This is a genomic window from Kitasatospora acidiphila (assembly GCF_006636205.1).
Taxonomy (GTDB): domain Bacteria; phylum Actinomycetota; class Actinomycetes; order Streptomycetales; family Streptomycetaceae; genus Kitasatospora; species Kitasatospora acidiphila.
The window spans coordinates 7,226,269-7,246,208 of record NZ_VIGB01000003.1; the positions used below are offsets into that span (position 1 = coordinate 7,226,269).

Below are 19,940 nucleotides of genomic sequence, written 5' to 3' on the forward strand. Positions count from 1 at the left end.
GCGGCCGATGGGGCTCGGGGGAAATATTCCCGGGCTAAGTCACCCAAAGGAGTTACCTGGGGCGTTGTCTGACATCTCCGTCATGTCAGACTCTCCCGCATGGCGCGGAAAAAGTTCCTGGTGCCCCAGTCGGTGTACCGCCGTCAGCTGTCCAGCAGGCTCAGCGAGTTGAGGGAGCTTGATGGGCGGACGCTCGCCGAGGTCGCCCAAGTGATCGAGATACGGCAGGGCTCGCTGAGCCGGATCGAGAACGGCGATCGCGGTACGACACCCATCGTGGTCAGGGCTTTGCTCGACTGCTACGGGATCAGCGACGCGCAGGCCCGCGAGGAGCTGCTCGACCTCGTCCGGGCCGACCAGGCGCAGCGTCAACCCTGGTGGCGCAAGCACTCGGCCGTCATCAACACCACCCAGTACGGCGGCTACTTGGCGCTTGAGGACAGTGCCATTTCGGTGAGAACGTATGGCGCGATGCTCGTTCCGGGCCTCTTGCAGACTCGGGAGTACGCCCACCTCGTGATCACTGAGATGCGTCCCGATCTGACTGAGCGTCAAGTGGTCGAGCTGGTCGAGGTTCGCATGAGACGCCAGCAGGAACGGGTGGCGAAGGGCCTGAAGATGTGGGCAGTGATCGACGAGGCGGCACTCGCGCGTCTCAGCGGATCACCAGACATCCTCGGTGGGCAGCTCGAACATCTGCTGGCCATCAAGCCGCCAATGAACGTGACGGTCCAGCTGCTGCCGTTCCCGGCCGGGATCCACCCGGGTCAGTACGGATCGTTCATTCACATGGAGTTCGCCGCGCCCAACCCGGATGTGGTGTGGGTGGAGAGCCTGACCAACTCGGTGTGCTTCGAGGACGAGGGAGACGTTGACCGATACGCCGAAGCGTTCGACCATCTGAGGGCCCGCGCTCTCGGTCCTCCGCAGAGCCGAACCAGACTTCGGAGCATGCTCAAGGAGCTGTAAGTGTCCAAGCCCAACCCCGCCGACCTCGACTTCTCCGATGCCGTCTGGGAGAAGTCCCCGTTCAGCGACGGAGGGAACGACTGCGTGGAGTTCGCCGCGATCGGGTCCTTCATAGCCGTCCGTGACTCCAAGAACCCCGAACAGGCGCCGCTCGTCTACACCCGCGGCGAGATCCGCGCCATGATCCTCGGCGCGAAGGCGGGTGTGTTCGACCACCTCGTTTGACGCCGGGCGAACGATCCGGGTCGGTCTCAGCTCGTGGCGAGGCCGGCCTCCCCGTGCCCGGGTCAGCTCTCGTAGTGGCTCGGGGGGAAGTCCGGGCGGTCCTTGCGGTGGGTGTGGGGGGCGCTCTGGACTTCGCCCTCGGCTACCTCGCGGTCGAGTTCGGTGGCCTCGTTCTGGTAGTCGGCGTCGGGGTTGTCGGGGGCGGTGGGGAGGCCGGCATCCTCGCGGTCGGTTTCGGTGCGCTGGTCGAGTTCTTCCTCGTCCGGGCGGCGGGGCATGCCGCGGGGGTGGCCGGTGTCGGGGTTGCCCTCGATCTGCTTGTTGGACTTGTGGTGGTGGGCCATGACGGTCACCTCGGGTGTGTAGGGCCTCTCTCCACTCAAACGTGCTGGTGGGGGGCCCGCAAGCGGGCGAGTCGCGTGGCAGGGGGTGGGGGAGCCGCTTAGCCTGGCCGGGGGTCCGCACGGCCGAAGGGTGAGTGTTGTGAACGCCTCCGATGACGAGCAGCAGCTGGAGCACCGGGTGGGGCCCGTGCCGACCGGGGAGCCGGAGTTCGAGCCGTATCACCATCCGGCGGCCGGCTGGGGGGCCGCGAAGAGCGTCACCAAGGTGCTGCTGCGGGAGCGCGAACTGGTGGACGGGCCGCGAGCGGTCATGAAGATGAACCACGAGAACAGCGGGTTCGACTGCCCCGGGTGCGCCTGGCCGGACGACACCAAGGGCCTGAAGCTGGACATCTGCGAGAACGGCATCAAGCACGTCACCTGGGAGATGACCGGCAAGCGCGTGGGCCGGGAGTTCTTCGCGGAGCACACGGTCAGCGAGCTGTTCGGGTGGAGCGACTTCGCGCTGGAGGATCAGGGCCGGCTGACCGAGCCGATGGCGTACGACCCGGAGACGGATCGCTATGTGCCGATCAGCTGGAAGGACGCCTTCGAGGTGGTCGGGGCGGCTCTGAGGGGTCTGGAGGACCCCAACCAGGCCGCCTATTACACCTCCGGGCGCCTCGGCAACGAGGCCACCTTCCTCTACCAGCTGATGGCCCGCGAGCTGGGCACCAACAACCTGCCCGACTGCTCCAACATGTGCCACGAGGCCAGTGGCCGGGCGCTGCAGGCGTCACTCGGCACCGGGAAGGGCACGGTGGACCTCAAGGACTGGGAGGCCACCGACGCGCTGTTCATCATGGGCGTCAACGTGGCCTCCAACGCGCCCCGGATGCTCACCTCGCTGGTCGAGGCCCACCACCGCGGCGCGAAGATCGTGCACATCAACCCGATGGTCGAGGCGGCCGCGCGCAAGGCGATCGTGCCGCACGACTTCATGGACATGGCCCTGTTCAAGTCGACCCGGACCGGCAGCCTGAACCTCCAGGTGCGGATCGGCGGCGACATGGCGCTGCTCCGGGGCATCGCCAAGGCCGTGCTGGAGCAGGCGCAGTCGGATTCCAAGGCGCTGGACGTCGAGTTCATCGAGCGCCACACCACCGGTTTCGAGGAATACAAGGCGCTCTGCGAGACCACCTCCTGGGAGGAGATCGAGCGCCAGTCCGGCATCGCACGGTCCGAGATCCTCAAGGCCGCCCGGATCTACCGCGACGCCGACCGCAGCATCATCAGCTGGTGCCTGGGCGTCACCCAGCACGAGCAGGGTGTCAGCACGGTCCGGGAAATCGTCAACTTGCTGCTGCTGCGCGGCAATCTGGGTCGCGAGGGGGCCGGCCCGTCCCCGGTGCGCGGTCACAGCAATGTGCAGGGCAACCGCACCTGCGGCATCGACCACCGGCCCGCCGAGGAGTTCCTGGACCGGCTGGCGGAGGTCTGCAGGATCGACCCGCCGCGCAAGCACGGCCTGGACACCGTCGGGACGCTGCGGGCGATGCAGCGCGGCGAAATCAAGGTGTTCGTGGGCATGGGCGGCAACTTCGCGCTCGCCGTGCCCGACAGCCCGCTGGCCTACCGGGCGCTGCGCAGCTGCGACTTGACCGTGCAGGTGAGCACCAAGCTGAACCGCAGCCATCTGGTGCACGGCAAGCGGGCGTTGATCCTGCCGTGCCTGGGCCGCACCGAGAAGGACCACCAGCGCGGCGGGCTGCAGAGCACCTCCGTCGAGGACTCGATGAGCATGGTGCACCTGTCGGTCGGAATGAAGAAGCCGGCCTCGCCGCACCTGCTGTCCGAGCCCGCCATCATCGCCGGCATGGCCCGCGCCGCACTCCCCGAGAGCGAGACCCCGTGGGAGTGGTACGTCGAGGACTACGACCGGATCCGCGACACCATGGCCAGAGTCCTGGACGGCTTCGAGGACTTCAACCGCCGGGTACGGCTGCCGCTCGGCTTCCGGATCAAGCAGCCGGCCCGCGAGCTGGTCTTCCTCACCCCGTCCGGGCGCGCCGAGTTCTCAAACTCACCGCTGCCGGACGTGGTCCCGGAAGCGGGCATGCTGGCGCTGGGCACCATGCGCTCGCACGACCAGTGGAACACCACCATCTACTCCGACAGCGACCGCTACCGCGGCGTCAAGAACCTGCGCGAGCTGGTCTTCATGAACAAGCACGACATGCGCGAGCGCGGGATCGGAAAGCTCAAGCCGGTCGACATCGTCGCGCACGCCCGCGACGGCAGCACCCGCTCGCTCAGCGGCTACCTCGCGATCCCGTACGACCTGCCGCGCGGCAGCGCACTCGGGTACATGCCGGAGATGAACGTGCTGTGCGCGCTCGGCGATTACAGCACCGAGAGCGACCAGCCGATCATGAAGCACCTCAAGGTCAGTATCACCGCTGCCGGTTGACCGTCACCGCTGCCGGCTGAGTCGTTCCAGTAGGAGGTAGGCGCGCTGCTCGGCGGCCGCGAGCCGGGCCGGGTCGATCTCGGCCGGCCACAGCTCGCCCGCCGCCGCGCTGTCGGCCGCCCGCAGCTCCACCACCGCCGAGGCCAAGTCCGCTTGGATGGCGGGGAGTTGCTGCTCAGTGCGATGGGTCAGCGCCTGTTCCGCACGGTCGGTGGCCTCCCGGCAGGCCGCCAGCGCCCGCTGCACCCGGACCGCCGCCTGGTCGTGGACCACCAGCAGGGCGCAGAGCAGGCCGACGGTGATGCCCAGCACGCTGCCCAACGCCCGGTCGTGGAGCAGCCGTTCGGTGGAGGTCGGGGAGGCGAGATCGGAGAGCAGCAGCGCCAACGGCGTCAGGAAGACCACGCCCAGGCCGTAGTTGCGCGCGACCAGGTACTCCAGCAGGAACTCCAGTGCCACGATCACCAGCACCAGCCAGGTCGCCGTCGGATGCAGCGCCAGCACCGCGAGTGCGATGGCCAGCCCGGCGGCCGTGCCCAGGGTGCGCTGGACGGCCCGCTGCGCCGCGGTGCGGACGTCGACCGAGTGCAGCACGGCGGCGGCCGAGATCGCGGCCCAGTAGCCGTGCCCGAGGTCGAGGGCCAGCGCCAGAGCGCCCGCGATCCCGGCGCCCAGCACCATCCGCAGCGCCGGGACCACCAGCACCGCCAACCGGCTGTGGTGACTGCGCTGCCTGCCGGTCAGCAGTTCCGCGGCCCGCAGTTCGGCGGCGGACCGGGTGCCGGGATCGGCCGACGCCCTGGACCAGTGGGCCCGAGCCGCCGTCACGGGCACCGACAGCTGCGGCAGCAGCGCGGGCGCCCGGCGGCGCCAGTCCGCCAGCAGCCGGGCCTGCCGGCGCAGATACGGTGCCAGCGCGGCGAAGTCCGTACGCGGCCGGCGGGCGGAACCGATCAGCAGCGACCACGACAGGTCGGCCAGGTGCAGGCAGAGCCCCGGCCGCTCGTCCGAGCGCGCGGCGGCCGTCGGCGGTGCGCTGCCGAGCGACTGGTACGCCTGCAGCACGGCCACGGTCGCCCGGGCCCGATTGCCGCTGCCGTCCAGCAGGTCGGCGACGGCGTGCAGCGCGGCGGCCACGGCGAGCCGCTGCGGATGCTCCGGGCTCACCAGCCGGCCGGCCATCGCCAGCGCCCAGGCCAGCGCGGCGCCGAGCGCGGCGGCGGCGATCTGCGGGAGCAGCTCGGCCGGGTCGGGTGAGCCGTTGGCCGCCACCGCGAAGGAGAACAGCAGCATCACCGCGCCGAGCCCGCCGAGCCGCGCCGCGTCACAGGCGAACTTCGCCAGCCCCGCCACCGCGGCCATCGCCAGGACCACCAGGGCCGCCCCGAGGCCGCCCGCGTGCGGGTGCGCCGCCGCGGCCAGCGCGGAGCCGCCGGCCACGCACGCCGTCATCGCCAGCGCGACCACCGCGAGCACCGGACCGCGCCGCCGGTACGGCAGGTTGCGCCCGAAGGTGGTGGTGAAGGCGCCGAGCATCGCGTAGACGGCCAGGTCGGCGTGCCCGCTCAGCACCAGCGGCAGCGCCGGCAGGGCCATCGCCAGCGCCGCCCGCAGCGCGAACAGCGCGGCACCCTCGACCCGGTGCAGGGCGAGCGCGCCGCGCGGCGAGAGCACCCGCACCAGCGCGCGCCGCCAGCCGCCCGCAGGCGCTGCAAAAGGGGGCATATCGGGTGTATAGCACCGGTCCGGGGAGTCTGCCGCCACAACGCCGCAGGAGTCCGCCGGTACGACGCCGCAGGAGTCTGCCGGTACGACGTCGCGGGAGTCTGTCGTCACCACAACGCGGGAGCCTGCAGTCACAACGCAGCGAGAGTCCGCCGTCACAGCGCCGCGCTCACTCCGGGGACGATCACAGCGCCGCGCTCACTCCGGGGACGATCACAACGCGCCGCGCTCACTCGGGGGACGCACCGGGCAGCTGCTCCAGCACGGACGCGAGGGCCAGCTGCCGGGCGGTCCGGGCCAGTGCGCGGGCCATCACCGAGGTCGGCTCCCGATCGCTGATCACCAGCCCGATCGGCACCGACCGGCTGGGCTCGACCAGCGGCACCGCCCGCATGCCGTGCGGCACGCCGAACACGTGCAGCCAGGCGTACGGCACGATGCTGGCCCAGCGACCGGTCCTGACCTGGGCGAACAGCGCCGCCACCGAGTCGGTCTCCACCCTCGGCTCCGGCCGCAGCCCGGCCTCGGCGAACACCTCGTCGATCACCCGCCGCCCCTGCATCGAGGGCGACAGCAGGCAGAGCGGCAGCCTGGACGCCTCGGCCCAGGTCGCGGTCGGCCGGTCGGCCAGCTCGTCGACGGCGCTGGTGAGCAGCACATGCCGTTCCTGGTAGAGCGGGACTGTCTGGAACCCGTCCCCGAGCTCGTCGGTGAGGTACGTGATCCCGGCGTCGAGTTCGAAGGTGCGCAGCCGCCGCTCCATGTCCGTGGAGCGCAGGTCGGTCAGCAGCTCGACGGTGGCCAGCGGATGCGCCGCGCAGAACGGGCTGGTGAGCAGCGCGGCGGCGCCGGAGGCGGTCGGCACCGAGCCGATCCGCAGCCGCCCGGTCAGGCCGCTGCGCAGGGCGCCGACCTCGTCGCGCAGCGCGTCCCGGTCGGCCAGGATCCGCTGCGCCCGCAGGACGATGCGCTCGCCCTCGGGGGTGAGGCCCTGGTAGCTGCGGCCGCGCCGCACCAGCGGCACGTCCAGCTCCTCCTCCAGCTTGCGGATCGCCTCGGACAGCGCGGGCTGGGAGACCGAGCAGGACTGGGCGGCGCGCGCGAAGTGGCGCTCCCGGGCCAGCGCCACCAGGTACTCGAGTTGGCGGAACAGCATCCGGGTCAGCCCACCGGCACGGGCTGCAGCCGCTCGGTGCCCGTGTAGACGTTCATCGAGGTGCCGCGCAGGAAGCCGACCAGGGTCAGCCCGCTCTCCGCCGCCAGATCGGCGGCCAGCGAGGACGGGGCGGAGACCGCCGCCAGCATCGGGATGCCCGCCATCACCGCCTTCTGCACCAGCTCGAAGGAGGCCCGGCCGCTCACCATCAGGATGGTTTCGCGCAGCGGCAGCAGGCCCTCCCGCAGGGCGTGGCCGACCACCTTGTCCACCGCGTTGTGCCGGCCGACGTCCTCGCGCAGCACCAGCAGTTCGCCGTCGGCGCTGAACAGGCCGGCGGCGTGCAGGCCGCCGGTGGCCTCGAACACCCGCTGGGCGGCCCGCAGCCGGTCGGGCAGGGCGGACAGCACCTCGGGGGTGGTGCGCAGCGGGTCCTCGGCGACGGTCCAGGCCGCGGTGGTGCGGACCGCGTCCAGGCTGGCCTTGCCGCACAGCCCGCAGGAGGAGGTGGTGTAGAAGTTGCGCTCCAGCGACGCGTCGGGGGCGGCGACGCCCGGGGCGAGGGCGACGTCCACCACGTTGTAGGTGTTGCCGCCGTCCGCCGTGGCACCGGCGCAGTAGCGGATGCCCGCCACCTGGTCGGCGCGGTGCAGCACGCCCTCGCTCACCAGGAACCCGACGGCGAGGTCGAAGTCGTCGCCGGGCGTGCGCATGGTGACGGTGAGCGGACGGCCGCCGACCCGGATCTCCATCGGCTCCTCGGCGGCGAGGGTGTCGGGCCGCTCGGAGAACGCGCCGTCCCTGAAGCGCAGCACCCGCCGTCGCGCGGTCACTCGGCCCATCGTTCGCTCCTTCTGTCCTGCGGGTCCTACGCCCTACGTCCTGCGGGTCCTACGCCCTGCGGGGGTGCCGTCGCTGTGCAGCCTATGGCGCTGTGAAGCCTAAGGCTCAGGCGGCGGGGGTCGGCTCCAGGCGGACCACGATGGCCTTGGAGGTCGGGCAGTTGCTGACGTCGGCCGTGCTGTCCAGCGGGACCAGCACATTGGTCTCCGGATAGTACGCGGCGGCCGAGCCGCGGCTCGCGGGGTAGGCGACCACCGTGAAGCCCGTTGCGCGCCGCTCGACGCCGTCGCGCCACACGCTCACCAGGTCCACCACCGCGCGGTCGGCGATGCCGAGCTCCGCCAGGTCGTCCGGGTTGACCATGACGACGCGGCGGGCGTTGTGGATGCCGCGGTACCGGTCGTCGAGTGCGTACGGGACGGTGTTCCACTGGTCGTGCGAGCGCAGGCTCTGCAGCAGCAGATGGCCCTCGGGCACCAGCGGCATCTCGAAGGCGTTGCGGCTGAACACCGCCTTGCCGCTGGGGGTCGGGAAGGTGCCGTGGTTCACCGGGTTCGGCAGGTTGAAGCCGCCGGGCTGCCGGACCCGCTCGTTGAAGTCCTCGAACCCGGGCACGACTCGGGAGATCCGGTCGCGGATCGCGTCGTAGTCCGCCTCGAACTCCTCCCAGGGGATGGCCGGTTGCTCGCCGAGGGTGAGACGGGCCAGTCGGGAGACGATCGCGACCTCGCTGAGCAGCTGCGGGGAGGCCGGCGGCAACGTGCCGCGGGAGGCGTGCACATCGCTCATCGAGTCCTCGACGGTGATGAACTGCTCGCCGCTCGCCTGCACATCGCGGTCGCTGCGGCCCAACGTGGGCAGGATCAGCGCGGTTTCGCCGCAGACCGTGTGCGAGCGGTTGAGCTTGGTCGAAATGTGCACCGTCAGACGGCAGTTGCGCATCGCCCGCTCGGTGACGGCGCTGTCCGGGGTGGCCCGGACGAAGTTGCCCGCGACTCCCACGAAAACCTGAGCGTCGCCGTCCAGCATCGCCTGGATGCCCCGCACCGCGTCAAGGCCGTGGTGCGACGGCGGGGTGAAGCCGAACTCGCGGCCCAGGGCGTCCAGGAACGGCTGGGGCATCTGCTCCCAGACGCCCATGGTGCGGTCGCCCTGCACATTGCTGTGGCCGCGCACCGGGCAGACGCCGGCTCCGGGCTTGCCGATGTTGCCGCGCAGCATCAGGAAGTTGGCGATCTCCCGGATGGTCGCCACGCCGTGCTTGTGCTGGGTGATGCCCATCGCCCAGCAGACGATGGCGCTGCTGCTGGCCAGCACCCGCTGGTGCACCTGCTCGATCTCGGCGCGGCTCAGTCCGGTGGCGGCGTGGATGTCGTCCCAGGAGATCGAGCGGGCGTGGGCCGCGAACTCCTCGAAGCCGGTGCTGTGTTGCTCGATCCAGGCGTGGTCCAGCACCGTTCCCGGCGCCGCGTCCTCGGCCTCCAGCAGCAGCTTGTTGAGCGCCTGGAAGAGGGCGAGGTCGCCGCCGGCCCGGATGTGCAGGAACTGGTCGGCGATCGGGGTGCCGCGGCCGATCACACCGCGCGCCTTCTGCGGGTGCTTGAAGCGGATCAGGCCGGCCTCGGGCAGGGTGTTGACCGCGACGATCCGGCCGCCGCGCAGCTTGGTCTCCTCCAGCGCGGAGAGCATCCGCGGGTGGTTGGTGCCCGGGTTCTGGCCGACCACGAAGATCAGGTCACTGTTGTGGATGTCGTCCAGCGAGACGCTGCCCTTGGCGATGCCCAGCGACTGGCGGAGCCCCCAACCGCTGGACTCATGGCACAAGTTGGAGCAGTCCGGCAGGTTGTTGGTGCCGTACGCGCGGGCGAACAGCTGGAGTAGGAAGGCGGCCTCGTTGTTCAACCGGCCGGAGACGTAGAACAGCGCCTGGTCGGGGGAGTCCAGCGCCCGCAGCTCGCCGGCGAGCAGACCGAGCGCCTCGTCCCAGCCGATCGGCTCGTAGTGGGTCGCGCCGGGGCGCTTGACCATCGGCTCGGTGAGGCGGCCCTGCTGGTTGAGCCAGTAGTCCGACTTGCCGTCCAACTCGGCGATGGAGTGCTCGCGGAAGAAGTCGGCGTGGATCCGGCGCGAAGTGGCCTCGTCGTTGACGTGCTTGGCGCCGTTCTCGCAGTACTCGTTGCGGTGCCGCCGGCCCGGCTTGGGCTCCGGCCAGGCGCAGCCCGGGCAGTCGAAGCCCTTGACCTGGTTGACGTTCAGCAGCGTCAGCGCGGTGCGCCGGACCGACGTCTGGGAGAGCGAGTACTCCAGCGCATGGGCCACCGCGGGCAGGCCGGTGGCCCAGGTCTTGGGCGGGGTGACGGTGAGGTGGTCGCTCGGGTCCTCGTTGCCGGTCATCGTCCGCACCGTCCTTGTCCGCTTCCGCAGCTCTCCCGCTGATTTCCCGCTGCGGTTCCGCTGCGGTTCCGCAGTGGCTTCCGCGCATCCGCCGACGAGAGTTTCCGCGCATTCGAGACGGCATGTCAAAGAGGTGGCAGCGATGGTGTGATAAGCGGTGCCTATCACGAAGTGGGTTCGGGGTGAGTGAAGGGGCGGCTGGCGATAGGCGGCACCGATCGAGCGGCTAGTGCTCTCGCTCTGGCTGGAAATGGCGAGAGCCCCGCGCCATGTGGCAGCGGGGCTCTCGGGTGGTGCGCCCGGGCGTGGAGCGGCCCTGCGGCCGTCATCGACCCCGCAGGCCAAGCAGGGGCACTGCACCAAATCCATAGCGGGGACTACTGGTTGGCCGCCTGCCAGGTGCCGGTGGCCCAGAGGGCGGCGCCGTCCTTGCGGTAGACCACCAGGTTGCTGTCGGTCTGGAAGACCGCACGGGCACCCGGGTTGCCGTAGGTGCCAGTGGCCCACACGTCGGGTGAGTAGGGCTTGCTGATGACGAGGTTGCCGTCGTTCTGCATGGCCGCCACGGTCCCGCCGGAGCCGGCGGTGCCGGAGCTCCAGATCGCCGCGGAATCCCGCTTGCGGTAGACCACCAGGTTCCCGTCGTACTGCATGACCAGCCAGGCATTGGGCGACTGAGCCCACTGGCCGCGGTTGACGTAGCCGAGTGCCGTCGGATCCTGGCCGGGCTGCACAGAGGTCTCCGGGCAGTACTGCGAGCCCACCTCCCCGGTGCCCGAAGTCCAGCCGATCCCGTTCACGGTGGGCACGTAGAGCTGGCCGTCCGCCAGCATCCTGGCCGAGTTGTTGCCGCCCCAGGTCTGGCTGCTCCACAGGGCGCCGCCGGTGCTCGTGCCGCCGCCCTGCTTGTAGACCACGAAGTTGCCGTCGGTCTGCGAGACGGCGTAGGCGCCGGGGTTGCCCCAGGTCCCGCTGCTCCAGATCGCCGGGCCCTGGGAGCCGTCGTCCTTCAGCAGGTAGACGACCAGGTTGCCGTCGGCCTGCATGACCAGCCGGGTGACCGGGTTCTGGCCGGGCAGGCCGCCCTGCATGGTCTGGTCCTTGCCAGGGCTGTCGACGGACTGGCCCGGGTCCAGACGCTGCACGGTCAGGCCTGCCGGGCTGCCTCCGAACTGGGTGGGCGTCTGGCAGGTTGCCGTCGCGGCATGCGCGGATCCCGTGCCGGCGGCCAGACCGACGGCCATGAGCAGTGTTCCGATGGCGCTGCTGAGAGCGCGATGACGCTTGCTGATTGGTGCCCCCCTTGATGAGCGGCCTGAGAGTGGGCCGCAGTGTCGATCGCACGCCGCCGAGACCGTATCGGCGTGGCGCTTGCCCGCATAGTCATACACCGTCAGGTAGATCAGCTACGTGGCCGGGTGATCTTGCCAGCCGGTTGTCTGGGCGCGGGACAATCGACGGCGAGGACAGCCACGAGTCGAGGAGTGCCTATGCCCGAGCCCGAGCCCATGCCCGAGTTCGAGCCCGAGCCCATGCCCGAGCCCCTGTCCCAGCCCGAGTTCGACGCGCTCGTGCTGGCCGGCGGCGCCGCCGAGCGGCTGGGCGGGGTGGACAAGCCGGGCCTGACGGTCGGCGGGCGCAGCATGCTCGACCGGGTGCTGGAGGCCTGCGTCGATGCGCGGACCACCGTCGTGGTGGGTCCTGAGCGCGAGACCGGACGAGGGGAGGCCGGGCCGGACGCCGTGACCTGGACCCGTGAGCAGCCCCCGGGCGGCGGGCCGGTCGCGGCAGTCGCGGCCGGGCTCTCCCTGGTGACCGCCGAGCGAGTGCTGCTGCTCGCCGCCGACCTCCCGTTCCTGGACCGCCGCACCGTGCAACGGCTGCTGACGGCACTGGACGACGCCGAGGCCGTGATGCTGGTCGACGCCACCGGCCGGGACCAGCCGCTCGCCGCCGCCTACCGCACCGCCCCGCTGCGCGCCTCGCTCGCCGCGCTGGGCGCGCCCGCCGGCCGCCCGCTGCGCCGCCTGGTCGCCCCACTGGACACCGCACGGCTGGCCGACCCGACGAGGCGGCCTACGACTGCGACACCTGGGAGGAACTCGCCCACGCCCGCGAGCGGGAGAGCGAGCGGGAGATCGAGCGGGAGACGACGACGCCCGGCGACTGATCAGGCCTGCTGCCGCCCCTGCCCGATCGACACCACCGTCGCGCTCATCCGGCCGCCGGGCGTGTCGTACTCCACCGTCTCCCCGGCCCGGCGGCCGAGCAGGGCGAGCCCGAGCGGGCTGTCGTCGGTGACCAGGGAGTCGTCCATCTCGTTGGCGATCTCGCTGATCTCGAAGGTCTCGGTGACGCCGTCCGCGAACCGGAGGGTGACCGCGCTGCCCATGCCGACCGTGCCCGTCCGGGGGCTTCCGGCGATGGCGCCCTCCGTCAGCCGCCCCTCGATCTCGCGGATCCGGCGGTCCAGCCGCGCCAGGTCCGAGACCCGCTGCAGTTCGTCGGCCTCGTCGGCCCGATCACCCACACCCTCCCCGCCCCGCAGCGTCGCGGCGACCGCCGCGCGTTCGGTGCGTGCGTCGGCGAGTTCTGCTTCGAGCGCTCGGCGGGCTTCGGGGCTGATCGGCGCGGGGCCGGCGGGTCCAGTGGTCACTTCTGCTCCCGTGGTGTCGGCAGGGCAGTCGGATGAAGCGGCACAAATGGGTTATGACGGAGCATATCGCCCGGTCGCGTCACGGCGCTACGGCGTCATGGCGCCCGGGGCAGGTGGTGCTCGACGACGGGTGGTGCTCGACGGTGCCGTCCAGCACGCTGAGTTGGTAGCCACCATGCCGCGACCAGGTACGACGAGAGGGTGAGACCCGATGGAGACGACCCCCGGGCCCGACATCGAGCACGATCCCGAGGTGATCGCCGCGCGGGTCGCCGACCGCCGGGCGCAGCTCGGCCTCAGCCCGGAACAGTTGGCGCGCGACGCGGGCATGTCGCCCCACTATCTGGAGATCCTGCTTAAGGCCGGACCGGCGTTCGACTCGGCCGGCTTCATGCGGATCGCGTCGGCTCTCGGGCTGTCGTACGGGGAACTCCTCGAAGGGCGCGCCGAGTTGCCGCCGGGGCGCAGTGCTCCCGCGCCGCATCCGGCGGTCATCCGGCTCACCGAGGATGAGTGCTGGGACCTGCTCGGCACCCATGGCGTGGGCCGGATCGCCCTGCCCACGCATCCCGGCCCCGCCGTGTTCCCGGTGAACTACGCGGTCGACCGGAAGACGATCGTCTACCGGACCGACCCCCGGGCGGCGACCGCGGTCCACGACGGCACGGAGGTGTCCTTCCAGGCCGACCGCATCGACGAGCAGCACAGCCATGCCTGGAGCGTGCTGCTGATGGGCACCGCCGAACGAGTGACAGATCCGGACGAGGTGCGGCGACTGCGGGACGAGGCCCTCGCACAGCCATGGGCCGGTGGGGAACGGCCGCTGTGGATCCGCATCCGCCCCGGCCAGGTCACCGGCCGGCGGGTCACCAGCCTGCGGGGCGCCACCTGACCGGCCCCGCACGTGAGGCAGTGCGGCGAGCGGTGTCGCCCCCTGCTGGCGGACCAGGGCGCCCGGGCGCAGCGTGGAGTGTGTCCGACGACCCGGTGAGCGTGTCGGACCAGATGAGCGTGTCGGACCCGATGAATGCGTTTGACCCATGAGTGCGTCCGAGCGATGAGGCGAGGTGAACGGAATGACCGAGGCGGAGTCGGCACCCCCGAGAGTGGTGGTCGGCATCGACGGCTCGCCCTCCTCGCGGGCCGCGCTGCGCTGGGCGGTGCGCTACGCCGAGCGGATCGGCGGCACCATCGACGCGGTCGGTGCGATCGAGGTCCCGATGGACTACGGCTGGGGAGCGCCGGCCGTCGACACCCGGATGGACGAAGAGCTCGCGCGCCGGAACTTCGATACCGAGCTGGCGGAGACCCTCGGCGGGCAGCCACCGGTGCCGGTGCAGCGGCTGATGGTCCGGGGCAACCCCGCCGACGCGCTGATCTCGGCGGCGGACGGTGCGGACGTGCTGGTGGTCGGCAACCGGGGCCGCGGCGCCTTCGCGCGCGCCCTGCTGGGCTCGGTCAGCCAGCGCTGTGCCGTCCACGCGTCCTGCCCCGTGGTGATCGTCCGGCCGGAACACGCGGACTGAGCGGCCGGGCCCGAAGAAGGTCAGGCCCGAAGAAGGTCAGGCCCGAAGAAACTGATCGAGTCACTTCCGTCGGAAACCGCCGGGGGCACCCCTCGACTCCAGCCTCCGCCGACCCGCTATCGCGCGCACCCGGCCCACCGTGCGCACCCGGCCCACCGCGCGCACTCCGCCCGCCGGTGCGCACGATGGAGAGCGGGGCCGCACGGCCGAGCCCCGACCGCTGAAGGAGCGCCGAAGGAGTGCAGCGATGGCAGCTGGCGTGCGTGGTGGCGGCACGCCCGGCCCGGTTGCCGAGCGGGCGCGGTCGAGCGACCCGTGGCACCTGCGCTTCGAGGGGTTCGAGCCGTCGGAGGAGGGCGTGCGCGAGGTGCTCTGCGCGATCGGCAACGGGTACCTGGTCAGCCGGGCCGCCGCGCCCGAGTCGCACGCCGACGGCATCCACTACCCCGGCACCTACCTGGCGGGCGTGTACGACCGAGCCGCCTCACCCGTCGGCGACCGCGAGGTGGTCAACGAAGACCTGGTCAACTGCCCTGACTGGCAGGCGTTCTCGTTCCGTCCGACCGGCGGCGAGTGGTTCGCGGGGCCGCCGGCCGAGCAGCGGCTCGACCTGGACCTGCGCCGCGGAGTGCTGACCCGCGAACTGCTGGTGGTGGACGGCAGCGGGCGGCGCACCCGGCTCGTCCAGCGGCGGATCGCCAGCCAGGCGCAGCCCCATCTGGTGGCGCTGCAGACCGAGTTACGGGCGGTGAACTGGTCCGGGACCGTCGAGATCCGCTCAGCGCTGGACGGCACCGTGGCCAACACCGGTGTCGCCCGCTACCGGGGCCTGACCAGCCGCCACCTGCGCCCCGACGGGCAGGGCCGGACCGACGACGGGGTGTTCTGGCTCCAAGTGGTCACCGAGAACGCGCCGTTGGCCATCGCGCTGGCCGTCCGCCACCGGGTGCACCAGGACGGCACTCCGCTGGACGTCGAACGGACCGCCGAGCTGCGCCCCGGCTGGGCCGCCGAACTGCTCACCCTGCAACTGGCCGCCGGCCGGCCGGTCACCGTGGAGAAGACCGTCGCCGTCGCCACCTCGCGGGACCCGGCCATCGGAGCACCGCGGCGGGCCGTCCAGTGGCTGGCCGCCCGGGCAGCCGACTTCGCCGAGCTGGCCGCCGCCCACGCCGCGCGCTGGGCCGAACTGTGGCGCCGCTGCCGGATCGAGGCCGACTTCGACGGCGCCATGGCACTCCACCTCAACCTGTTCCACCTGCTGCAGACCTACTCCGAGCACTCCACCGACCTCGACGCGGGCATTCCGGCCCGAGGGCTGCACGGCGAGGCCTACCGGGGGCACATCTTCTGGGACGAGCTGTTCGTGCTGCGGGTGCTCAACCTGCGCTTCCCGGAGCTGGCCCGGGCGGTGCTGCGCTACCGGCACCGACGCCTGTACGCCGCACGGCAGTTGGCGCGGCAGGCGGGGCTGCGCGGGGCGATGTACCCGTGGCAGAGCGGGACCGACGGCCGCGAGGAGTCACAGCGCCTGCACCTCAACCCGCTGTCCGGCCGCTGGCTGCCCGATCACACCCACTTGCAGCGCCACGTGGGATCGGCCATCGCGTACAACATCTGGCAGTACTACCAGGCGACCGGGGACCTCGACTTCCTGGCCACCACCGGCGCCGAGATGCTGCTGGAGATCGCCCGCTTCTGGTCGGCCGGTGCCCGGTGGAACCCGGAGCGGGAGCGCTACTCCATCCGCGGGGTGCTCGGCCCCGACGAGTACCACGATGCCTACCCGTGGGCGGACCGCCCGGGACTGGACGACAACACGTACACCAATGTGCTGGCCTCCTGGGTGCTGGCGCGCGCCCTGGAGTGCGTCGAGCTGCTCCCCGGGTACCGCCGCGCCGAACTCCTGGAGCGGCTGGCCCTGGGCGGCACCGAGCTGGACCGCTGGCAGGAGGTCGGCCGCCGGCTGCACGTGCCGTTCCACGACGGAGTGCTCAGCCAGTTCGACGGCTATGAGCGGCTCGCCGAACTCGACTGGGACGGCTATCGGCGACGCTACCCCGACCCGCGGCGGCTGGACCGGATCCTGGAGGCCGAGGGCGACAGCGTCAACAACTACAAGGCCTCCAAGCAGGCCGACGTGCTGATGCTGGCCTACCTCTTCTCCCCACCGGAGCTGCGCGACCTGCTGCGCCGGCTCGGCTACCCGGCCGACGAGGAACTGCTGAGCCGCACCACCGAGTACTACCTGCGCCGCACCGTGCACGGGTCGACCCTCAGCGCCGTGGTGCACGCCTGGGTGCTGACCCGGGTCGACCGCGGCGGCTCCTGGCGGTTCTTCCGGGACGCGCTGACCAGCGACCTTCTCGACCTGCAGGGCGGCACCACCGCCGAGGGGATCCACCTCGGCGCCATGGCCGGCGCGGTGGACCTGCTGCAGCGCTGCTACACCGGCCTGGAGCTCCGCGACGACGCCCTCTGGCTGGACCCGCAGCTGCCCCCCGAACTCGGCAGCCTGGCCCTGGACTTGCACTACCGGAGGCACTGGGGCATCCGGATCGCCGTGAACCGCCACACCGCCACGGTCAGCCTCCCGGCCGACCACCAGACCCCGGTGCCGGTCCGCTTCCGCAGCACCACCGTGCTGGTCCCGCCGGGCGGCAGCCACACCTTCGCCCTGTGAGCCACCATTCCTCGGGCATGGCCGGGGACCCTGAGCTTGCCAGCGCCTTCACCGAGTCGGAGTAGGGGGCTCTGCTAGTCCTGCATCCAGTTGCCCACGTAGCGCAGGACCATGTACCAGGTCGACCTGGGGTTCTCCAGTGCGGTCGGGTCGGCGGCGCGCATCAGTTCGAGCAGCCGCTCCTCGGCGCCGTCCGGGTCGAGGCCGTCGCCGTCGGCTTCCGGATCGTAGTTGTCGCGCTCGACCTCGAGAGCGTGCAGGAAGTACGCCAGGGCGTCGACGCTGCTGTTCAGGCGGTGCGGAGCACCCCCGTCGGGGATGCAGTACACGACGCCGGTCACCGTATCCACTATCACGTCGTCGAGGGCGATGCCGCCGAGCGTCAGCCACACCGACATGTCGAACGGACACGCGGGATACCGCTCCGCGACCCGCTGCCAGGCCTCGCCTCCGATCAGCACCTTGCCGTCCGCAAGGCGCTGATCCGACTCGAACCACCCCACGCGGTCGGGAAGGCCGACGTCCCGCAGGAAGGCGCGCGTCGGCGCGTGGGCGATCCCGGCCAGTACATCGTCCGCCGAGGTGAGCAGATCCTCTGGGGCGAAGACCGCCGCCATCCGAGCACGGTCGATCAGCGGGCCCATGCCCCGCCCCCTTCCCCGAGACGCACCGAACTGCTGAACGCCGAAACGCCCGGAGTGGGTGTCCACTCCGGGCGTTCCGTGCCGGTGGGCCTAACAGGACTTGAACCTGTGGCCTCTTCCTTATCAGGGAAGCGCTCTAACCGTCTGAGCTATAGGCCCTTGCCGCGCGGAAACGTTAACCGACCGACCGCTGGTCCCACAAATTCATTCCGCCTTCCGCATCACTTCGGGGATTCGTCACGCCTCCCGCTCGCGCTCCTTCTTGAGCGGAGCGCTCCGCTCCGATAGGGTCGATGGCTCCGGAAGCCCTTCGACCGACCCTGGAGGTTCCATGACAGCGACGACCCGGCCCACGGCCCTGGTGACCGGCGGCAGCCGAGGCATAGGCGCGGCTACTTCCCGCGAGCTCGCCGCTCGCGGGTACCGCGTGGCCGTCAACTACTTCTCGAACCGGGATGCGGCCGAGCAGGTGGTCGCCGCCATCGAGGAGGGCGGCGGCGAAGCGTTCGCCGTGCAGGCCGACGTGTTCGACCCGGGCCAGGCGGCGGAGCTGATCCGGCGCTCCGCACCCGACGGGCGCCTGGACGTCCTGGTCTGCAACGCCGGTGCCGGCTTCACGCCCACCCCCGTCCTCGACCTGCCCTGGGACGACTTCAAGGCCAAGCTGACGAACGAACTCGGTTCCGCCTACACCCTCACCCAGCAGGCGTTGGCGATCATGGGCGCCCGGGGGCAGGGTCGGATCGTGTACGTCTCCAGTGCCGTCGCCGATGGCCCGCCCGCCCCGGGCATGGCGGCGCACGGCACCGCCAAGGCCGCCCTGAACACCTTCGCCCGCTTCGTCGCCTTCGAGGCCGGTCCGCTCGGTGTCAACGTCAACGTCGTGGCGCCCGGCTTCGTGCGCACCGAGGCCAGCGCCCACATGCCGCAGGAGCTGCAGCGGCGGCTCGCGGAGCGCACTCCGCTGGGCCGGGTGGCCGAAGCGGAGGACGTGGCCCGGGCGATCGCGATGCTGGTCGGCGAGCAGGCGGGCTTCGTCACCGGCGAGGTCCTCACCGTCGACGGCGGCCACGGCGTGGCCCGGATGTAGAGGAGTCCATCGCCATGAGTGACATGCGAACCGGTGCACCCCGCGGACGGCGGCGGGAGGCGGACGACAACGACCTGCGCCTCCTTCAGGCCGCGCGCGAGGTCTTCGCGGAGCAGGGTTGGGAGGCCCCCGTCTCGGCGATCGCCCGCCGGGCCGGGATCGGCATGGGCAGTCTCTACCGCCGCTACCCCAGTAAGGAGCAACTGGCCCAGCGGATGCGGATCGTGGGCATGGAGCAGCTGATCGCCCTGGCGGACACGGCTCGCGCCGAGGAGAGCGAGCCCTGGGCCGCCTTCGCCCGCTTCCTGCACGACGCGCTGTCCGCCCAGGGCCTCGGCGCTCCGCTGCTTCCGGTGCTCGGCGGCCGACTGCCGGCCACCGATGAAGTCGACGCCACCGCTGACCGGTTGAGGACCGCGTTCGACGCCCTGGTGGGGAGCGCGCATCGAGCCGGGGTGCTGCGGGCCGACTTCACCTCCGCCGACCTGCCGCTGCTGCTCGAACACCTCACTGCCAGGCTCCCCGTCCCCGCCGAACGTGCCGCCGAGCTGAATCTGCGCCATCTCGACGTGGTCCTAGGGGGGTTGCGCACCTCGGCCACCAGTGCGCCCACCGCGCTGCCGGGCCCGGCGCCGGACTGGGCGGAGCTCCGAGAGCTGTGGAACGCCCCGGCGGGGTGACCCGGCACCGTCCCACTTCCCCCCATGAGGAGCACACCATGCAACCAGCTTCGAACACCCCGACCGACCGGGACCGGACCCACCTCCTGGCGGCCATCGACCTCGCGGGCCGCGCGCGCGAGCGCGGCAACCATCCGTTCGGCGCGCTGCTGACCGACGCGACCGGGAGCGTCCTGCTCACCGCCGAGAACACCGTGATCACGGAGCACGATGCCACCGGCCACGCGGAGACCAACCTGGTCCGGCTGGCGTCGCGCACGCTGGCGCCGGATCAGCTCGTCGGGGCCACGCTGTACACCAGCACCGAACCGTGTGCGATGTGCTCGGGCGCGATCTACTGGAGCGGCATCCGGCGGGTGGTCTACGCGCTCGCGGCGACGGAACTGAACGTCATCGCCGGAGCCGACCCCGAGGAGCCGCTGCTCGATCTGCCGTGCCGTCAGGTCTTCGCGGCCGGCGGGAACACGGTCGAGGTGTCGGGGCCGTACCTCTACGACGAGGCTGCCGAGGTGCACCTCGGGTACTGGGGGTAGCACCCACCGGTTCATTCTGACGG

17 protein-coding genes, 1 tRNA gene and 1 pseudogene are annotated in these 19,940 nt (G+C 71.4%); 10 read left to right on the forward strand and 9 right to left on the reverse strand.

Annotation, left to right across the window (positions count from 1 at the left end):
• Positions 1 to 99 precede the first annotated feature (99 nt).
• Both E6W39_RS34190 and E6W39_RS34195 read left to right on the forward strand, forming a co-directional pair.
• Positions 100 to 969 (forward strand): helix-turn-helix domain-containing protein, encoded by an 870-nt coding sequence (locus E6W39_RS34190; RefSeq protein WP_141636771.1) that lies wholly within the window; start codon positions 100 to 102, stop codon positions 967 to 969.
• Positions 970 to 1,194 carry a DUF397 domain-containing protein gene (locus E6W39_RS34195; protein ID WP_141636772.1) on the forward strand — a complete coding sequence of 75 codons (225 nt, stop codon included), beginning with the start codon at positions 970 to 972 and terminating at the stop codon, positions 1,192 to 1,194.
• A gap of 62 nt (positions 1,195 to 1,256) precedes the next feature.
• Here E6W39_RS34195 and E6W39_RS34200 read toward each other — a convergent pair whose 3' ends face one another.
• On the reverse strand, positions 1,257 to 1,538 hold the full coding sequence (locus E6W39_RS34200; RefSeq protein ID WP_141638121.1) for a hypothetical protein: 282 nt from the start codon (positions 1,536 to 1,538) through the stop codon (positions 1,257 to 1,259).
• Positions 1,539 to 1,677: 139 nt separating this feature from the next.
• On the opposite strand from E6W39_RS34200, the gene E6W39_RS34205 reads away from it, so the two are divergent.
• Positions 1,678 to 3,987 carry an FdhF/YdeP family oxidoreductase gene (locus tag E6W39_RS34205; protein ID WP_141636773.1) on the forward strand — a complete coding sequence of 770 codons (2,310 nt, stop codon included), beginning with the start codon at positions 1,678 to 1,680 and terminating at the stop codon, positions 3,985 to 3,987.
• A gap of 3 nt (positions 3,988 to 3,990) precedes the next feature.
• On the opposite strand, the gene E6W39_RS34210 is transcribed toward E6W39_RS34205, so the two are convergent.
• From E6W39_RS34210 to E6W39_RS34230, 5 genes are all read right to left on the reverse strand, one after another.
• On the reverse strand, positions 3,991 to 5,712 hold the full coding sequence (locus E6W39_RS34210; RefSeq protein ID WP_141636774.1) for an FUSC family protein: 1,722 nt from the start codon (positions 5,710 to 5,712) through the stop codon (positions 3,991 to 3,993).
• Positions 5,713 to 5,941: 229 nt separating this feature from the next.
• The gene (locus tag E6W39_RS34215) at positions 5,942 to 6,868 is read right to left on the reverse strand and encodes a LysR family transcriptional regulator (protein WP_141636775.1); all 927 of its coding nucleotides are present in this window, start codon (positions 6,866 to 6,868) and stop codon (positions 5,942 to 5,944) included.
• Between the two features lie 5 nt (positions 6,869 to 6,873).
• Positions 6,874 to 7,710 (reverse strand): formate dehydrogenase accessory sulfurtransferase FdhD, encoded by an 837-nt coding sequence (fdhD, locus tag E6W39_RS34220; protein ID WP_141636776.1) that lies wholly within the window; start codon positions 7,708 to 7,710, stop codon positions 6,874 to 6,876.
• A 106-nt stretch (positions 7,711 to 7,816) separates the two neighbouring features.
• Positions 7,817 to 10,105, reverse strand: coding sequence for an FdhF/YdeP family oxidoreductase (locus E6W39_RS34225; protein ID WP_141636777.1), 2,289 nt, complete (start codon positions 10,103 to 10,105; stop codon positions 7,817 to 7,819).
• A gap of 377 nt (positions 10,106 to 10,482) precedes the next feature.
• On the reverse strand, positions 10,483 to 11,349 hold the full coding sequence (locus E6W39_RS34230) for a hypothetical protein (RefSeq protein WP_141636778.1): 867 nt from the start codon (positions 11,347 to 11,349) through the stop codon (positions 10,483 to 10,485).
• Between the two features lie 264 nt (positions 11,350 to 11,613).
• Here E6W39_RS34230 and mobA point away from each other — a divergent pair.
• A pseudogene (gene mobA / locus E6W39_RS34235) lies at positions 11,614 to 12,236 on the forward strand (molybdenum cofactor guanylyltransferase); the annotation flags it as partial.
• 39 nt (positions 12,237 to 12,275) lie between these two features.
• On the opposite strand, the gene E6W39_RS34240 reads toward mobA, so the two are convergent.
• Positions 12,276 to 12,761, reverse strand: coding sequence for a GreA/GreB family elongation factor (locus E6W39_RS34240; protein ID WP_141636779.1), 486 nt, complete (start codon positions 12,759 to 12,761; stop codon positions 12,276 to 12,278).
• A gap of 211 nt (positions 12,762 to 12,972) precedes the next feature.
• On the opposite strand from E6W39_RS34240, the gene E6W39_RS34245 reads away from it, so the two are divergent.
• The 3 genes from E6W39_RS34245 to E6W39_RS34255 all read left to right on the forward strand — a co-directional run bounded on the left by E6W39_RS34245 (position 12,973) and on the right by E6W39_RS34255 (position 16,970).
• The gene (locus E6W39_RS34245; RefSeq protein WP_141636780.1) at positions 12,973 to 13,653 is read left to right on the forward strand and encodes a helix-turn-helix domain-containing protein; all 681 of its coding nucleotides are present in this window, start codon (positions 12,973 to 12,975) and stop codon (positions 13,651 to 13,653) included.
• 184 nt (positions 13,654 to 13,837) lie between these two features.
• Positions 13,838 to 14,287 (forward strand): universal stress protein, encoded by a 450-nt coding sequence (locus E6W39_RS34250; protein ID WP_141636781.1) that lies wholly within the window; start codon positions 13,838 to 13,840, stop codon positions 14,285 to 14,287.
• A gap of 247 nt (positions 14,288 to 14,534) precedes the next feature.
• Positions 14,535 to 16,970, forward strand: a complete 2,436-nt coding sequence (locus tag E6W39_RS34255; protein ID WP_141636782.1) for a glycoside hydrolase family 65 protein — start codon at positions 14,535 to 14,537, stop codon at positions 16,968 to 16,970.
• 74 nt (positions 16,971 to 17,044) lie between these two features.
• Here the strand turns inward: E6W39_RS34255 and E6W39_RS34260 are convergent, their stop codons facing one another.
• Together E6W39_RS34260 and E6W39_RS34265 are read right to left on the reverse strand one after the other, a co-directional pair.
• Entirely contained in the window at positions 17,045 to 17,614 is a 570-nt protein-coding gene (locus tag E6W39_RS34260) for an SUKH-4 family immunity protein (protein ID WP_141636783.1), read from the reverse strand.
• Between the two features lie 85 nt (positions 17,615 to 17,699).
• A tRNA-Ile gene (locus E6W39_RS34265) sits at positions 17,700 to 17,773 on the reverse strand.
• A 172-nt stretch (positions 17,774 to 17,945) separates the two neighbouring features.
• Between E6W39_RS34265 and E6W39_RS34270 the strand changes: the two genes are divergently transcribed.
• The 3 genes from E6W39_RS34270 to E6W39_RS34280 are packed head-to-tail and all read left to right on the forward strand — an operon-like array spanning position 17,946 to position 19,917.
• The gene (locus E6W39_RS34270) at positions 17,946 to 18,704 is read left to right on the forward strand and encodes an SDR family oxidoreductase (RefSeq protein ID WP_141636784.1); all 759 of its coding nucleotides are present in this window, start codon (positions 17,946 to 17,948) and stop codon (positions 18,702 to 18,704) included.
• A 14-nt stretch (positions 18,705 to 18,718) separates the two neighbouring features.
• Positions 18,719 to 19,384: a TetR/AcrR family transcriptional regulator gene (locus tag E6W39_RS34275; protein ID WP_141636785.1), complete on the forward strand. Its 666-nt coding sequence runs from the start codon at positions 18,719 to 18,721 to the stop codon at positions 19,382 to 19,384.
• 38 nt (positions 19,385 to 19,422) lie between these two features.
• Positions 19,423 to 19,917 (forward strand): nucleoside deaminase, encoded by a 495-nt coding sequence (locus tag E6W39_RS34280; protein WP_141636786.1) that lies wholly within the window; start codon positions 19,423 to 19,425, stop codon positions 19,915 to 19,917.
• The last annotated feature ends 23 nt before the right edge of the window (positions 19,918 to 19,940 follow it).

Coding starts and splice junctions, on each gene's coding strand:
- E6W39_RS34190 (WP_141636771.1), top strand. CDS start 100: ATGGCGCGGAAAAAGTTCCTGGTGCCCCAGTCGGTGTACCGCCGTCAG.
- E6W39_RS34200 (WP_141638121.1), bottom strand. CDS start 1,538: ATGGCCCACCACCACAAGTCCAACAAGCAGATCGAGGGCAACCCCGAC.
- E6W39_RS34210 (WP_141636774.1), bottom strand. CDS start 5,712: ATGCCCCCTTTTGCAGCGCCTGCGGGCGGCTGGCGGCGCGCGCTGGTG.
- E6W39_RS34215 (WP_141636775.1), bottom strand. CDS start 6,868: ATGCTGTTCCGCCAACTCGAGTACCTGGTGGCGCTGGCCCGGGAGCGC.
- fdhD (WP_141636776.1), bottom strand. CDS start 7,710: ATGGGCCGAGTGACCGCGCGACGGCGGGTGCTGCGCTTCAGGGACGGC.
- E6W39_RS34225 (WP_141636777.1), bottom strand. CDS start 10,105: ATGACCGGCAACGAGGACCCGAGCGACCACCTCACCGTCACCCCGCCC.
- E6W39_RS34230 (WP_141636778.1), bottom strand. CDS start 11,349: ATGGCCGTCGGTCTGGCCGCCGGCACGGGATCCGCGCATGCCGCGACG.
- E6W39_RS34245 (WP_141636780.1), top strand. CDS start 12,973: ATGGAGACGACCCCCGGGCCCGACATCGAGCACGATCCCGAGGTGATC.
- E6W39_RS34250 (WP_141636781.1), top strand. CDS start 13,838: ATGACCGAGGCGGAGTCGGCACCCCCGAGAGTGGTGGTCGGCATCGAC.
- E6W39_RS34255 (WP_141636782.1), top strand. CDS start 14,535: ATGGCAGCTGGCGTGCGTGGTGGCGGCACGCCCGGCCCGGTTGCCGAG.
- E6W39_RS34260 (WP_141636783.1), bottom strand. CDS start 17,614: ATGGGCCCGCTGATCGACCGTGCTCGGATGGCGGCGGTCTTCGCCCCA.
- E6W39_RS34270 (WP_141636784.1), top strand. CDS start 17,946: ATGACAGCGACGACCCGGCCCACGGCCCTGGTGACCGGCGGCAGCCGA.
- E6W39_RS34275 (WP_141636785.1), top strand. CDS start 18,719: ATGAGTGACATGCGAACCGGTGCACCCCGCGGACGGCGGCGGGAGGCG.
- E6W39_RS34280 (WP_141636786.1), top strand. CDS start 19,423: ATGCAACCAGCTTCGAACACCCCGACCGACCGGGACCGGACCCACCTC.